14 protein-coding genes are annotated in these 15,436 nt (G+C 41.2%); 8 read left to right on the plus strand and 6 right to left on the minus strand.

Going from position 1 to position 15,436, the window contains the following annotated elements:
• Nucleotides 1–8: 8 nt before the first annotated feature.
• Nucleotides 9–644: a hypothetical protein gene (locus MHI23_RS07150; protein ID WP_024424766.1), complete on the minus strand. Its 636-nt coding sequence runs from the start codon at nucleotides 642–644 to the stop codon at nucleotides 9–11.
• A gap of 275 nt (nucleotides 645–919) precedes the next feature.
• A complete protein-coding gene (locus MHI23_RS07155) occupies nucleotides 920–1,099 on the minus strand; it encodes a DUF5325 family protein (protein ID WP_024426900.1) in 180 nt (59 codons plus the stop codon).
• A 113-nt stretch (nucleotides 1,100–1,212) separates the two neighbouring features.
• On the opposite strand from MHI23_RS07155, the gene typA reads away from it, so the two are divergent.
• Nucleotides 1,213–3,051 (plus strand): translational GTPase TypA, encoded by a 1,839-nt coding sequence (gene typA, locus MHI23_RS07160; protein WP_024424768.1) that lies wholly within the window; start codon nucleotides 1,213–1,215, stop codon nucleotides 3,049–3,051.
• A gap of 54 nt (nucleotides 3,052–3,105) precedes the next feature.
• Nucleotides 3,106–3,429, plus strand: coding sequence for a YlaH-like family protein (locus MHI23_RS07165; RefSeq protein ID WP_003210819.1), 324 nt, complete (start codon nucleotides 3,106–3,108; stop codon nucleotides 3,427–3,429).
• A 31-nt stretch (nucleotides 3,430–3,460) separates the two neighbouring features.
• On the opposite strand, the gene MHI23_RS07170 is transcribed toward MHI23_RS07165, so the two are convergent.
• Together MHI23_RS07170 and MHI23_RS07175 are read right to left on the minus strand one after the other, a co-directional pair.
• Nucleotides 3,461–3,694, minus strand: a complete 234-nt coding sequence (locus MHI23_RS07170) for a YlaI family protein (RefSeq protein ID WP_223250959.1) — start codon at nucleotides 3,692–3,694, stop codon at nucleotides 3,461–3,463.
• 99 nt (nucleotides 3,695–3,793) lie between these two features.
• Nucleotides 3,794–4,411: a YhcN/YlaJ family sporulation lipoprotein gene (locus MHI23_RS07175; RefSeq protein WP_342492403.1), complete on the minus strand. Its 618-nt coding sequence runs from the start codon at nucleotides 4,409–4,411 to the stop codon at nucleotides 3,794–3,796.
• A gap of 140 nt (nucleotides 4,412–4,551) precedes the next feature.
• Here MHI23_RS07175 and MHI23_RS07180 point away from each other — a divergent pair, with 140 nt between their 5' ends.
• Complete coding sequence (locus MHI23_RS07180) at nucleotides 4,552–5,874, plus strand: PhoH family protein (protein WP_025092370.1); 1,323 nt, start codon at nucleotides 4,552–4,554, stop codon at nucleotides 5,872–5,874.
• A gap of 15 nt (nucleotides 5,875–5,889) precedes the next feature.
• Here the strand turns inward: MHI23_RS07180 and MHI23_RS07185 are convergent, their stop codons facing one another.
• Nucleotides 5,890–6,372: a hypothetical protein gene (locus MHI23_RS07185; RefSeq protein ID WP_024426903.1), complete on the minus strand. Its 483-nt coding sequence runs from the start codon at nucleotides 6,370–6,372 to the stop codon at nucleotides 5,890–5,892.
• 120 nt (nucleotides 6,373–6,492) lie between these two features.
• Between MHI23_RS07185 and glsA the strand changes: the two genes are divergently transcribed.
• The 5 genes from glsA (at nucleotide 6,493) to MHI23_RS07210 (ending at nucleotide 14,311) form a co-directional block, all read left to right on the plus strand.
• Nucleotides 6,493–7,422: a glutaminase A gene (glsA, locus tag MHI23_RS07190; RefSeq protein ID WP_034621090.1), complete on the plus strand. Its 930-nt coding sequence runs from the start codon at nucleotides 6,493–6,495 to the stop codon at nucleotides 7,420–7,422.
• A 122-nt stretch (nucleotides 7,423–7,544) separates the two neighbouring features.
• Nucleotides 7,545–7,826 (plus strand): YlaN family protein, encoded by a 282-nt coding sequence (locus tag MHI23_RS07195; RefSeq protein ID WP_003212509.1) that lies wholly within the window; start codon nucleotides 7,545–7,547, stop codon nucleotides 7,824–7,826.
• A 210-nt stretch (nucleotides 7,827–8,036) separates the two neighbouring features.
• Nucleotides 8,037–9,248 carry a putative lipid II flippase FtsW gene (gene ftsW, locus MHI23_RS07200; RefSeq protein ID WP_034621092.1) on the plus strand — a complete coding sequence of 404 codons (1,212 nt, stop codon included), beginning with the start codon at nucleotides 8,037–8,039 and terminating at the stop codon, nucleotides 9,246–9,248.
• 79 nt (nucleotides 9,249–9,327) lie between these two features.
• A complete protein-coding gene (gene pyc, locus MHI23_RS07205; protein WP_034621095.1) occupies nucleotides 9,328–12,774 on the plus strand; it encodes a pyruvate carboxylase in 3,447 nt (1,148 codons plus the stop codon).
• Nucleotides 12,775–12,874: 100 nt separating this feature from the next.
• On the plus strand, nucleotides 12,875–14,311 hold the full coding sequence (locus MHI23_RS07210; RefSeq protein ID WP_268749031.1) for a deoxyribodipyrimidine photo-lyase: 1,437 nt from the start codon (nucleotides 12,875–12,877) through the stop codon (nucleotides 14,309–14,311).
• A gap of 37 nt (nucleotides 14,312–14,348) precedes the next feature.
• Here the strand turns inward: MHI23_RS07210 and MHI23_RS07215 are convergent, their stop codons facing one another.
• Nucleotides 14,349–15,272 (minus strand): heme A synthase, encoded by a 924-nt coding sequence (locus tag MHI23_RS07215; RefSeq protein WP_024426908.1) that lies wholly within the window; start codon nucleotides 15,270–15,272, stop codon nucleotides 14,349–14,351.
• Nucleotides 15,273–15,436 lie beyond the last annotated feature (164 nt).

A 15,436-nucleotide genomic window follows, 5' to 3' on the forward strand; every position in this document is an offset into this window, starting at 1 on the left:
TTTCTAGCTTAGCTTAATTTTTCTTTCGCAATTTGAACTGCATCATAGAACGTTTTCAATTGCTCTTGAGGAATTTTCTTAAGCATTTGGTTGAAAACAAGTAATTCAGTAGAGCTGAATCCAAGACCTTTTGCGATTTTTGAATCAATCACAACGTTTCCTTTTTTGTCTAGAACAAGGGCATCACCAGCAAGATCAGCAATTCTGATCACTGATTTGAAAAGCTTTTCGAATTTAGCCGCTTCTTCTTTTGTAAGACCAAGTTCAACAGCTTTTGCTGCATCAAAAACCAATTTCCCTTTTTCGTTTTTAGTGATGCTTTCACTGAAAACGATTGTAAGAACAGCTGCGCGATCTAAGAATTTCTCAGCAGTCGCCGCTTCTTCTTCAGTTAGTCCGAGCTCAACAGCTTTTTTCACATCAAATGTGTAGTTGTTGTCTTCCTCAACAAATGAATTGATGAGAATGTTGATGACACGCTCGTTTTTCTCCAATAATTCTTTAATGATTTGCTGCTGTTCAAAAGGAATTCCTTTGAAAGTTGCAGCGCTTGCTTGCCCAGGAGCTACTGTTGTGAAAGTAAGAATGATAGCTAAAGCGAAAAATACAACAGAGCTGAGCGATTTGCTCAAAAACTTCTTCATGCTTCTTTTCTCTCCCTTTTCTGTTAAATTTTGTTGCAAGAAAAGCATACCATGAGAAACTTTGTGGAAGAATAGGAAAATTGTAACTTTATGTTTGATTTTGGAGAACTATAAAAGTTCTTGTCGAAAAATGGAGGGGTTCAGATTGCTTACTTTTGTCAACTCTTCAAGATACGTTCCGTCTGATGAATGAAGCTTTCATAGGTGATTTGTCTTGTTTTTACTCAAAATAAAAAGCCTTCTACATGTAGAATGTAAAAGGCTTTTAACTAATTTTATGATTGCACGTTTAATTTTCTTTTTAATGTAAATCCTGTACCCATGAAAATCATGGCGAATACAATGCTTAGACATATACCCAGTATGTTTTTTTCTGCAAGAGTTACCCCAATAAACGCCATACTGACAACTGCAAGTAGTGCACATAATAATAGAAGCCATTTGATTTGTTTCATATGTCCCCATCCCTTTTTTTAGAGTTAATATAAGTTTACAGAAAAACGATCGGCATTTAAAGGGGATTGTGATATAATATGAAAGTTATCTAATTATTTTAGGAGATGAAAATGTGAAACTTCGAAAAGACCTTCGCAACATCGCAATTATTGCCCACGTTGACCATGGTAAAACGACGCTTGTTGACCAATTGCTCCATCAAGCTGGTACTTTCCGTGCGAATGAAAATATCGCTGAGAGAGCCATGGATTCAAATGATTTAGAGCGAGAGCGCGGTATTACGATTTTAGCTAAAAATACTGCGATAAATTATAAAGATACACGCATTAATATTTTAGATACACCAGGACACGCCGATTTCGGTGGTGAAGTTGAGCGTATCATGAAAATGGTAGATGGTGTACTCCTTGTTGTGGATGCTTATGAAGGCTGTATGCCTCAAACACGCTTTGTGCTGAAAAAAGCACTTGAGCAAAACTTAACACCAATCGTTGTCGTCAATAAAATTGACCGCGACTTTGCTCGTCCGGCTGAAGTAGTCGATGAAGTGATTGACTTGTTCATTGAATTGGATGCAACAGAAGAACAGCTTGAGTTCCCAGTTGTCTATGCATCAGCAATCAATGGTACAGCAAGTAACGATGCGAGCAAGCAAGATGAAAACATGGAATCTTTGTTTGAAGCCATTGTGAACCATATTCCTTGCCCGGTTGATAACCATGAAGAGCCGCTTCAATTCCAAGTGGCGCTACTTGATTACAATGATTATGTTGGCAGAATTGGAATTGGCCGTGTATTCAGAGGAACAATGCAAGTAGGACAGCAGGTAGCCTTGATGAAAGTCGACGGCACTGTGAAACAATTCCGCGTGACAAAGATCTTTGGTTTCCAAGGGTTAAAACGAGTGGAAATCAACGAAGCGAAAGCGGGAGATCTTGTCGCTGTATCTGGAATGGAAGACATCAACGTAGGTGAAACGGTTTGTCCGGTAGAACACCAAGAGGCACTTCCAATCCTTCGTATTGATGAGCCGACACTTCAAATGACGTTTGTTGTAAACAACAGCCCATTTGCAGGCCGTGAAGGAAAATACGTGACATCACGTAAAATTGAAGAGCGTTTAGAGCAGCAGCTTCAAACAGACGTCAGTCTTCGTGTAGATCCAACTGATTCACCTGATGCTTGGGTTGTTTCTGGACGCGGAGAGCTTCACTTATCCATTCTCATTGAGAATATGAGACGTGAAGGTTTTGAATTACAAGTATCGAAGCCAGAAGTTATTGTAAAAGAAGTTGATGGTGTTCGATGTGAGCCTGTAGAGCGCGTTCAAATTGATGTACCAGAAGAGCATACTGGCTCTGTTATGGAATCAATGGGTGCAAGAAAAGGTGAAATGATTGACATGATCAATAATGGTAACGGTCAAGTTCGCCTGATCTTTACAGTGCCATCACGTGGTTTAATTGGATATACAACTGAATTTCTTTCATTAACTCGTGGTTTTGGTATTTTGAACCATACGTTTGACAGCTACCAGCCAATGCAGTCTGGTCAAGTTGGCGGACGCCGTCAAGGTGTACTTGTTTCAATGGAAACAGGTAAAGCAACTGCTTACGGAATCCAAGGTGTTGAAGAGCGCGGTGTGATCTTCGTTGAGCCGGGTACTGAAGTATACCAAGGGATGATTGTTGGGGAGCATAACCGTGAGAACGACCTTGTTGTAAACGTAAGCCGTATGAAACAACAAACAAACGTACGTTCAGCGACGAAAGATCAAACAGTTAGCATGAAAAAACCTCGCATTATGTCACTTGAGGAATCTCTTGAGTACTTGAATGAAGACGAATACTGTGAGGTTACACCTGAATCAATTCGTCTTAGAAAGAAAATTTTAGACAAAAACGAACGTGAGAAAGCAGCGAAGAAGAAAAAGCTAGCAGGATTATCTTAATTCCATGAAGAATTAAAAAGATAGAACCCTGAAAGATAAGGGGAGGGAATCTTTTTGAATGATCAGGAAGTAAGTGAAAATCTATCCTTTTTCGCGATGCTGTTTCGTGTCGATGAAAATCCGCAAACAGGGATGTGGCTCCTATATGGCACCATCCTTGTTTTAGCGATTATTGTTTTTAAGCTCGGCTTTGCAAGACGTTTACCGATTTTAAAAGCGCTCGTGATTTATTTGTTTTTGATTTTTGGCTGCACGTTTCTCACATTTCTAGGAATCTTCCTGCCAGTAGCGGAAGGCCTTGTTGTGGCAGCTGCCATTTTGATTATTTATAAAATACGGCTGCATCGTGCGAAAAAAGAAGGAACAGTCAATACGTAAAAAAAGACCTGAACATGTGTCAGGTCTTTTTTTATGTCTTTTGTTCTTTCTTTCCTTTTTTCTTCTTTTTCTCTTTTGTCGCAGGATCCTGATAAAGAGAGAATCTGCCGGTTTTGATGCGAGCTTCTGTCTTTATTTTAATGCGTTCTTGGCAGTCATCGCACATATATGTATGAATTGGCCGGTTTCTTAACCGTTTCGCAACGAGTGTATCATCATCAATGGTTTCAAGCTTTTCACATAATGAGCACTTCACTCTCATCATTTTCACCTCACTTTATTGCATTTATTATAGCATGTTTTCCAGCTACTTAAAATCAGCGTAGAAAAAGGCTTATATCACAGGAGATATAAGCCGTTCTCATTAGTTCTTCTGATTCATATGATGGTTTGATTGGTCGTTTTGATTTTTTTCTAACTGCTTTTGATCCTGTTCTTTGAGCTGATTATTCGGATCATTTGTCGGATCCTTTTCATTACGGTCGATCTCATTTCTCGGCATCTCTGGCATCACGCGGCCGACAATGGCAGCCAGTTCATCCATAATACCGCTTACCGGACGGCCTGCTTGGATTTCTTTGCCCATTTCTTTTAAACGGCTGACTGTATCCGGATCAGCAACCACAACAGCATTTGCACCTTCCGGGTCATTTCTCAGCGCTTTTGCAACTGAATATTTAATGGTTTCTACTTTGCTTCTATCTAAATCATCTTTTACATCAATACCAACAACAGCATAGCGTCCGATGACGATTGCCGTTGCATCATTGACATCTGCTACGTGCTCAGTCACATTGACAAGATGCTGCGCAACATCTGTGGATGGGCGGGCTTGATCTGTCTTTTTCTTCGATGAGTCAGACACCCTTACTAAGTGCTGGCGTCCATCTTGCTTGTCCAGCGCCTCTGGCTTTTCCTGCTGCTGGCAAGCGCCTAACAGAATGATCGTTTGAATCATGAATAATGTTAAAAATAGTCGCATCTAAATTCCCTCCTTCACAAACTGCATGATTTATTTTATTGTTGAATTAACCTTCTAACTTTATTCATGAAAACATATATTTTAACAATCGTTTTGGGAAAGACAAGGATGAATGAAACCCCGATCAGGAGGCGAAGGACCTGAGTAAAATTTATGTATTAGACACAAATGTGTTATTACAGGATCCGAATTCAATCTTTTCATTTGAAGACAACGAGGTCGTCATTCCGGCCGTTGTGTTAGAAGAAGTAGACTCGAAAAAGAGATACATGGACGAGGTTGGGCAAAACGCCCGGCGCGTCTCACGTTTAATCGACGGTTTGAGATCGAAAGGGAAACTGCATGAAAAAATTACACTAGAATCAAAAGGGACGCTGCGCATCGAGCTGAATCACCGCTCTTTCCATGAACTTCAAGAAATTTTTATTGAAAAAACGAACGATAATCGGATTTTAGCGGTCGCGAAAAATTTGAGCTTAGAGGAAGAAACAAAGCCTCACGGCCGGCCTGTCATTTTGGTCAGTAAGGATGTCTTAGTCAGGGTAAAGGCAGATGCTATAGGTCTCCAAGCAGAGGACTTCTTAAGTGATCGTGTGCTGCAAAACGAAGACATTGATAACGGCTATCATGAGCTCTATATTCCGACCGAGCAATTGAATACATTTTATAAGCAAAGTCAATTGCCGATAAAAGAAGTCACAAGTGCACCATTAAACCCTCATCAATTTGTCATTATGAAGGGGAATGAAGGCGGTTCTGCTTTAGGAATGCTCGATCAAAAGGCAGAGCATGTGAAACGGCTTATTTATGATCAAGAGCATGTTTGGGGAATCCGTCCGAAAAATGTTCAGCAGACGATGGCCCTAGAGCTGCTATTGCGACGTGATATTCCGCTTGTGACATTGATCGGAAAAGCGGGTACTGGTAAAACACTCCTTGCACTTGCTGCCGGATTAATGCAGACAGAGGATCTCGGCATGTTTAAAAAACTGATCGTAGCCCGTTCCATTGTCCCTGTTGGCAAGGATTTAGGCTACTTGCCAGGTGAAAAGGAAGAGAAACTCAGACCATGGATGCAGCCGATTTATGACAACCTGGAATTTTTATTTAATACAAAAAAACCTGGTGAACTTGATGCGATTTTGGCGGGAATTGGTTCTATTCAAGTGGAAGCTTTAACGTATATCCGTGGAAGAAGTATTCCTGATCAATTTATTATCATTGATGAGGCGCAGAATTTAACGAAACACGAGGTAAAAACATTATTAACGCGCGTCGGAGAGGGAAGTAAAATCGTGCTGATGGGGGACCCGGAGCAGATTGATCATCCTTATTTAGACAGCTTAAATAATGGGCTTACGTATGTCATTGAGCGGTTCAAAGGTCAGCAAATATCTGGACATGTCAAGCTTGTCAAAGGAGAAAGGTCTGGACTTGCACAGCTTGCAGCTGATTTGCTGTAGTCCAGACCCTCTGTCTTATGTAATGATGAGCTCTTTGACACCTTTTATCGGCTGAGTGAGGTTGGACTGATCTGCGAAATAAACGTGGATTGGTCCTTCTTCTGTCATCGGCTTCCCATTTTGGCTGAAGTGTGCAATGCTTTCCATTGCCTGAGAAAGCGGAACAGCAATTGTCTCTGTTTCTGTGACAAATTCGCATGTGTCTGCATGTTCAAGCGGTTCTGCATTTTTCAGCATATCACCCAGCTTCATCCCGAAGCTGCCTGTGATGAGTCTTTCCTTTTCGTACTTCTTCTCTGTTTTTAAAGTGGGTGGAAGTGTTTGTCCTTCTCTGATCACCCGCTCTTGGTCAAGCTCCTGATCCAGCTGACTTTCTTCATTTGCCGTGCTTTTTTCAAAAAATGAATCCATTAAAAATTTGCGGTCATCAAAAATCCATACACTTGGATCAATGGTGATCTTGTACTTTACGTTCCCCTTAATTTGAATGATGCTCATGTTCAAGACAACCCCTTTCCAACATAAATTATAGAAGTTTTCGCCTGCTTTGTCACTTTCATAAACATGCTTTTCCTTGTACACACTAATCGTACATGAAAGATAGGGAGGATGTTGGGCATGGCATGTCGTGACAATGAAGAGCTTCAGCGATTTGTAGAAGAAGCAAAAAAAGTGGCCAAAGGTGGCAAAGTAGCATCCTATATTCCCGCTCTCGCCAAAGCGGATCAGACGGATTTATCTGTGGCTGTGTACCATGTGAGTAATACTTGCCACTCGGCAGGAGATGTAGATAAACGCTTTACCCTGCAAAGTATTTCTAAAGTATTAGCCCTTGCGCTCGTGCTTTCAGAAGAAGGGCCAAAAAAAGTCTTTCAATTTGTTGGACAAGAGCCAACAGGTGACCCGTTTAATTCAATGATTAAGCTGGAAACAGCAAGTCCGAATAAGCCGCTGAATCCGATGATTAATGCAGGAGCGCTTGCAGTCACAAGCTTAATAAGAGGAGCGACTCCGCAAGATCAGCTGAACCGCCTGCTTGGCTTTATTAGAGAGCTCGCAAATGACAAAAGCATTACATACTGCAAGGAAACAGCCGCATCCGAATTTGAGACATCGATGATTAACCGGGCTATGTGCTATTATATGAAGCAATATCATATTATTAGAGGGAACGTAGAAGAGGTCATGGATGTGTATACGAAACAATGCGCCATCATGATGAACAGCTTAGATTTGGCGAAAATTGCTTGTGTTTTTTCATTAGATGGCAGACATCCAGAGACGGGCAAGCAAATTCTTTCAAAAGATGTCGCTAGAATTTGTAAAACCTTTATGGTGACGTGCGGCATGTATAATGCAAGCGGGGAATTTGCCATTAATATCGGCATACCTGCTAAAAGCGGTGTTTCAGGCGGGATTATGGGAGCGGCACCATATGATTTTGGGATCGGAATTTTCGGTCCTGCCCTGGATGAAAAAGGGAATAGTATTGCTGGGATTAAGCTGCTTGAGCTCATGAGTGAAAAATATGAGATGAGTATCTTTTAATGAGAAATGTCTTCTTTTTATTTTCACAAAGCGAACTGTACAAATCTGCTTGCAATTTTGGGCGTTTCGCTTTATGATAAATAGAAGAATTAGGTACTCGCCTGGGGAACGGAGGGATACTTTTGGCGTCAGAAATTTTAGTCGATCATCGGCAAAAAGCACTGGCTTTATTAAAATTGGATGCAGATAAAATTTTAAAATTGATCCAAGTGCAAATGGACAACTTAACGATGCCGCAATGTCCTCTTTATGAAGAGGTTTTAGATACTCAAATGTTCGGATTATCGAGAGAGATTGATTTTGCTGTCCGGCTTGGATTAGTTGATCAACATGAAGGCAAGAAACTACTCGATAAACTTGAGAGAGAGCTTTCCGCACTTCATGATGCGTTCACAAAAAAATAACGATTGAAAACTCAAACTTCCACAACATAAGTTTGAGTTTTTTTGTCCCCTATTTTCTTTTGATGGATTGACGGCAAACGGACTTGATTCTTTCATGAATGACGAACAATATAAAAGAGGTAAAACGGGATCAAACGGAGAAAATGTAGTAGAATAAGAACAGCTAAGAAGATATCAAGCAGTAGAAACAGACGTTAGGAAGAGGATTATATGTTAAAGAGAATGCTAAAATCGTATGACTACTCATTATTGTTCGCCATTATCTTAATCAGCGCATTTGGTTTGGTTATGGTGTATAGCTCAAGTATGATTACATCTGTTATCAGATACGATGCCGCGCCAGATAACTTTTTTAAGAAACAGCTCTTATTTATGATTGTTGGAGCAGTCATCTTGATCTTTACAGCATTAGTTCCATATCAGCTGTTTTCAAATAAGAAATTCCAGATTGGTATGCTGCTGATTTCAGTTTTTTCCCTCATCTATGTGTACTTTGGCGGTCATATTGCAGGGAACGCAAGAAGCTGGATCAAATTAGGCCCTTTTAGTCTTCAGCCAGCTGAATTTGTAAAGATTGTCGTCATCATCTATCTTGCTGCGGTGTATGCCAAAAAGCAGCATTATATTGATCATATTTTAAGAGGTGTCACGCCTCCAATCGTGATTGTCTCTATCCTGTGCGGATTTATCATTTTGCAGCCAGACTATGGGACAGCCTTTATCATTGGCATGATTGCCCTTGCGATGATTTTATGCTCAGGCTTTAGCGGCAAAACGCTTGCGAAGCTGCTGGCGCTATTTAGTGCAGTAATGGTCGTCGTGACCCCGTTTATTATTCTTTTTTGGGATAAAATTTTCACGCAAAATCGTCTCGGACGTTTTGAGAGTTTCCAAGATCCATTTAAAGATGCAGGGGCTACTGGGCATCAATTGATTAATTCATATTATGCGATTGGATCAGGCGGCTTTTTTGGACTCGGTCTAGGAGAAAGCGTTCAAAAGTACGGGTATCTTCCAGAACCGCACACAGACTTTATCATGGCAATTATCTCAGAAGAGCTTGGCTTTTTCGGCGTGTTTTTTGTTCTCGCTCTTCTTGGTTTCATCGTCGTGAAAGGTTTTTATATTGCGAGAAAGTGTGAAGATCCGTTTGGAAGTTTGCTTGCAATAGGAATTTCCTCCATGATTGCGATCCAAACTTGTATCAATTTAGGCGGTGTTTCAGGTCTTATTCCAATTACTGGGGTGACACTTCCGTTTATCAGCTACGGGGGATCGTCTATCATTTTACTTAGCATCTGTATGGGAATGCTGCTGAATATCAGCATGTTTACTGAATATAAAGAGCGTTACAAAAAGAAAAAATCAATGAGCAAACCATCGGTTGAAAAAAATGGATTGCAGAAAACTTTGAATCTTTAGAAAACAAAAGTGTACAGTTTTCATTTCTTCCTTTATTATAGAGTACATATAAAATTTTAAGGGATATGGAGGAGTGAGAATGTCACAGAGAACAATTCAAAAGGTTCTAGTTGCAAACAGAGGGGAAATCGCTATCAGAGTCTTCAGGGCCTGTACGGAGCTCAATTTACGTACAGTAGCCATTTATTCCAAAGAAGACTCGGGCTCTTATCATCGCTATAAAGCTGATGAAGCATATCTAGTTGGAGAAGGGAAGAAACCGATTGATGCCTACCTCGATATCGAGGGGATCATCGAAATTGCAAAACGAAATGACGTGGATGCGATTCATCCAGGCTACGGATTTTTATCCGAAAACATTCATTTTGCAAGACGATGCGAAGAGGAAGGCATTCAATTTATCGGTCCAACTTCTCAGCATTTAGATATGTTTGGAGATAAAGTAAAGGCGAGAGATGAAGCGAAAAAAGCTGGTATTCCAGTCATTCCAGGAAGTGACGGACCAGTTGATTCGGTCGAAGAAGTCGAAAAATTCGGTGAAGAATACGGTTACCCGTTTATTATTAAAGCTTCACTAGGCGGCGGCGGCCGGGGTATGCGGATTGTCAGATCAAAAGAAGAGCTGAAGGAAGCCTATGACCGTGCGAAGTCAGAGGCAAAAGCTGCTTTTGGAAATGACGAAGTATACGTTGAAAAGCTGATTGAAAATCCAAAACATATTGAAGTGCAGGTGATTGGAGACAATCACGGCAATATCATTCATTTATATGAGCGTGACTGCTCTGTTCAAAGGCGGCATCAAAAGGTCATTGAAGTGGCGCCAAGTGTGTCTCTAACAGATCAATTGCGTGAAGATATTTGCGAAGCGGCTGTCCAGCTGGCCCAAAATGTATCGTACATTAATGCAGGGACTGTAGAATTCCTAGTTGCAAATGGAGAGTTTTACTTTATTGAAGTCAATCCAAGGGTGCAGGTAGAACACACGATCACAGAAATGATCACAGGTGTCGATATCGTTCAAACCCAAATTCTTGTTGCAAAGGGGCATAACCTTCACAGCAAAGAAGTTGGTATTCCAAAGCAAGAAGATATCTTTACACACGGCTTTGCCATTCAATCAAGGGTCACAACAGAAGATCCTTTAAATGACTTTATGCCAGACACAGGAAAAATTATGGCCTACCGCTCAGGTGGGGGATTTGGTGTACGTCTTGATACAGGGAACAGCTTCCAAGGTGCGGTCATTACACCTTATTACGACTCACTATTGGTCAAGCTGTCTACATGGGCGCTCACGTTTGATCAAGCGGCTGCTAAAATGGTTCGAAATTTACAAGAATTCAGGATTCGCGGAATTAAAACTAACATCCCATTTCTTGAAAATGTGGCTAAGCATGAGAAGTTCCTAAAAGGGGAGTACGATACATCGTTTATCGACTCAACGCCAGAGCTATTTAATTTCCCTAAGCAAAAAGACCGCGGAACGAAGATGTTGACTTATATTGGTAACGTTACCATTAATGGGTTCCCAGGTATTGCGGAGAAAAAGAAGCCTCATTTTGACAAGCCAGACGTACCGAAGCTTCCTCTCAATCAAGAGATTCCGTCTGGGACAAAACAATTGTTAGATACGCATGGACCTGAGGGGCTTGCTAACTGGGTGAAAGAACAAAGTAACGTCCTTTTAACTGACACAACCTTTAGAGATGCGCATCAGTCTCTGCTTGCGACACGCTTCAGAACACATGATTTAAAGAAAGTTGCCCAGCCGACAGCAGGTTTATGGCCAGAGCTGTTTAGTATGGAAATGTGGGGCGGGGCTACATTTGATGTTGCGTACCGTTTCTTAAAAGAAGATCCTTGGGAACGATTGAAAGAGCTTCGTCAAGAAGTGCCAAACACGCTGTTCCAAATGCTATTAAGATCATCAAACGCTGTCGGATATACAAACTATCCAGATAATGTGATCAAAGCATTTGTAAAAGAATCAGCCGAGGCAGGCATTGATGTGTTCCGTATTTTCGACAGCTTAAACTGGGTCAAAGGCATGACGCTTGCTATTGATTCTGTTCGGGAATCAGGCAAAGTGGCAGAGGCGGCGATTTGTTATACGGGGGATATTCTTGATCCATCTCGTCCAAAATATGATCTTGGGTACTATGTATCTCTTGCAAAAGAGCTTGAATCTGCCGGCGCACATATTTTAGGTATTAAAGATATGGCGGGGCTATTAAAACCGCAGGCAGCCTACGAGCTAGTCTCTGCTTTAAAAGATGAGCTTACGATCCCTATCCATCTTCATACGCATGACACGAGTGGAAATGGACTGTTCACCTATGCAAGAGCGATTGATGCAGGTGTTGATATTGTGGATGTTGCCGTCAGCTCTATGGCAGGACTCACATCGCAGCCAAGTGCAAGCTCACTTTATTATGCTTTAGATGGACATGAAAGAAAGCCAGACATGAATGTCCAATCTGTCGAACGCCTTTCTCAATACTGGGATTCCGTCAGAAAATACTATCATGAATTTGAAAGCGGCATGAATTCGCCTCATACAGAAATTTATGAGCATGAAATGCCTGGCGGTCAATATAGTAACTTGCAGCAGCAGGCGAAAGGTGTCGGTCTTGGCGAGCGCTGGAATGAAGTAAAGGAAATGTACAGACGTGTGAATGACATGTTTGGTGATATTGTAAAGGTGACACCATCCTCTAAAGTAGTTGGAGATATGGCACTTTATATGGTGCAAAATGATCTAACAGAAGAAGATGTTTATGAAAAAGGCGCAACACTAGACTTCCCGGATTCTGTTGTGGAATTATTTAAAGGCTATTTAGGCCAGCCGCATGGCGGATTCCCAGAAAAGCTACAAAAGCTGATTTTAAAAGGGGAAGAGCCTCTTACTGTCAGACCTGGTGAGAAGCTGAAGCCAGTGGACTTTGAAGACATTAAGAAGCAGTTCAAAGAATCTCATGACCTGACGTTAACAGAGCAAGACGCAATTGCGTATGCCTTATATCCGAAAGTTTTTTCTGAATTTGTCCAAACAGCAGAAAGCTATGGTGACATCTCTGTTCTTGATACACCAACGTTCTTCTACGGGATGAGACTCGGAGAAGAGATTGAGGTAGAAATCGAAAAAGGAAAAACCCTGATTGTCAAACTCGTATCAATTGGTGAACCGAATCCAGATGCCACAAGAGTTCTTTACTTTGAGTTAAATGGCCAGCCGCGTGAAGTGGTGATTAAGGATGAAAGCATCAAATCCTCCGTTCAAGAAAAAATGAAGGCGGACCGTTCAAATCCAAATCACATCGCCGCATCGATGCCAGGCACTGTCATCAAAGTACTCGTCGAAAAAGGGCAGAAAATTTCACAAGGTGAGCATTTGATGATCAATGAAGCCATGAAAATGGAAACGACTGTACAAGCTCCATTTTCTGCGGTCGTAGATGAAATACATGTGACAAATGGAGAACCGATTCAAACCGGTGATCTTTTAATTGTATTAAAGCCTGAATAAGAAGCGAGACACATCCACCGTGATGTGTCTTTTTTTTGAGCGCATTAAAATGTGCAGCAGCAAGTGAGAGTGATTACACTATAGAGTGAGGTGAAGAAGGTTGGACAACATTGTTGTGATTTGGTTTCGCCGGGATATGCGATTAGATGATCATATCGCCTTATCAAAAGCGATCACATATGCAAAAAAACACGAGTGCAAATTATTTGCTCTTTATCATCTAGATCCATTTTTTACTGAAATGGACCTCGATTTAAACAACGAACATTTTTTTCAAAACTTGGCGCATTTCGTCAAGGAAGCAAGAGAATCTCAAATGTATATTCACCTTCTCTATGGAGATGTCTTGCGTGCCTTTCAGCAAGTTATCGATGTGTATGACATCAAAGCTGTCTTTTTTAATGAAGATCAAGTGGGAATCGGTCAAAAGCGTGACCATCAAGTAACCGCTTTTTTAGAAAAGAAGGGCATTCATGTATCAAAATGGCAAGATACACACCTTCACGGGGCGCAAGATATTTTAAAAGCGGATGGCACTCATTATCAAGTATTTACTCCATACTATCAATCATGGCGAAAGCAAGAGAAGCAGCCTGTGATAAAAGTTGACAAATCATTTCTCAATAGCGCTCATACGATTTGTGATGAGTCACTTTCACACAAAGGGAATGACAAACTGCGCAGTATAATCATGAGATGCTCAAGAAAATTTGATCAAATCGGCTCACACAAAGCGATGAACACGCTGCATGACTTTATCCAAAAAAGACTAACACGTTACCATGAAAAACGAGATATGCCATCTGTTTTTGGAACGAGCAAGCTGTCACGTTTCTTAAAAACAGGGACCATCTCAATTCGAACGATCTTTCATGCGGTACATGAGGAAGCACTGTTTGAAGACGAGGGCAGAGAAACCTTTATCAAAGAGCTGGCGTGGCGAGATTTTTACCATATGATTTATGCTCATTATCCAGAGATGAAAGAAAAAGAAATCAATTCAGCGTTTCAAGGGATGAAATGGAATGAAGATGAGACGCTGTTTGAAGCATGGTGTAAAGGTGAAACAGGCTTTCCTCTCGTTGATGCAGGGATGAGACAGTTAAATGAGGAAGGCTGGATGCATAACCGTTTAAGAATGGTCACCGCCTCATTTTTAACAAAGGATTATTTGATTGATTGGAGAAAGGGAGAAGCGTATTTTGCAAAAAAGCTTGTGGATTATGATGAGGCTTCGAATATCGGAGGATTTCAGTGGGCAGCTTCTGTTGGGACAGATGCCGTGCCGTACTTCCGTATTTTTAACCCAACGACCCAGTCGAAGCGGTTTGATCCAAGCGGGGAATATATTAGAAAATATGTACCAGAGCTAGAGCATGTTGATGAAAAATGGATTCATGAACCAAGTAAAATGCCGACCGATGAACAACTGAAATCGAGCTGTGTGCTAGGGGATACATACCCGCTGCCAACAGTTGATCACAAGGAAAGACGCAAAAAAGCCATCTCGCTATTCGAAGAAGCAAAACAACAATAAAAAATCCCCCTCTCCACATGAAAGGGGGATACAATTCTTATCTAAATGGCTCTTTGCTTTCATATTTAAACCGGGCAATGAGTAAGCAGAAGTAGCATAGTACCCCAAACAAACAAGAAATAAAGAATGAATGAGCCAGCGCGTAACCAAGTGCAAGCTGAGAATAAACAGACATCACACCTGAAATGGCTTGAAGTGTAATCAGAATGGCTGAGATAATCCACCCGTAATAAAGCTGCTTCTGTTCTTTATAATGTTTCATGGCATGGAACATTGCGACAAATATCCAGACGAATAAAAGAAGTGCTGCTGCTCGGTGAGACATTTGAACCCATTGATTAAAATACGTTGGAAGCGCACCGTCTTTTGAACAAAACGGGAAGACAGAACAAGCAAGGCTTGACTTTGTATGTCTCACATAAGCGCCCGTATATACCACGATATACGTATACGTGATCAACCCATAAATATGGAACTGCATTTTTTTGCCGATATGAAGCGGCTTCACAAGCTTTGTTTCAGATCTGGTTGCTTCAAAGACAAGAAGTGCAAGCAGTAATACTGAAGCAAATGAAATGAGTGAAATACCGAAGTGCAGTGCCATTACAAGTGCGTTAGAACCAAATACGACGGCAAGAGCTCCTAACAGCGCTTGAAGCATTAAGAATATAATGGACATGATGACCAAAAATTTGGTTTCACGGAATACTGGACTAATTTTTTTCCAGCATAAGACCGCCAGTGCCAGAACAAGAATGGTGGAAACCCCTGTTGACATGCGGTGACTCCATTCGATGATGGAAGCGGGGTTCATTTCAGGAAAGAAACGACCGTGGCAAAGGGGCCACTGTCTACCGCAGCCAAGACCCGAACCGGTTTTCGTCACAAGCGCACCGCCAATCAGTACGATCAGCATCACAAACGTTGTGATCACGCTCAATAGCCTTAAAGCAAATTTCATCAAATTATTTCACCTTCTCTAAAAAACTTCTGATGTAAATGAAAACCTCACATGCTCTCAAGTTTAAGCCAAATGCGTGTTCTGTTGCAATTCATAATGACCAAAGTTCACAAAAAAATGATATGTTAGTTCACAAAGTTTACAGATTTAGAGTGCTTGATCTT

The organism is Bacillus sp. FSL M7-0003, from assembly GCF_038628485.1.
In the GTDB taxonomy this organism is placed as follows: Bacteria; Bacillota; Bacilli; order Bacillales; family Bacillaceae; genus Bacillus; species Bacillus safensis.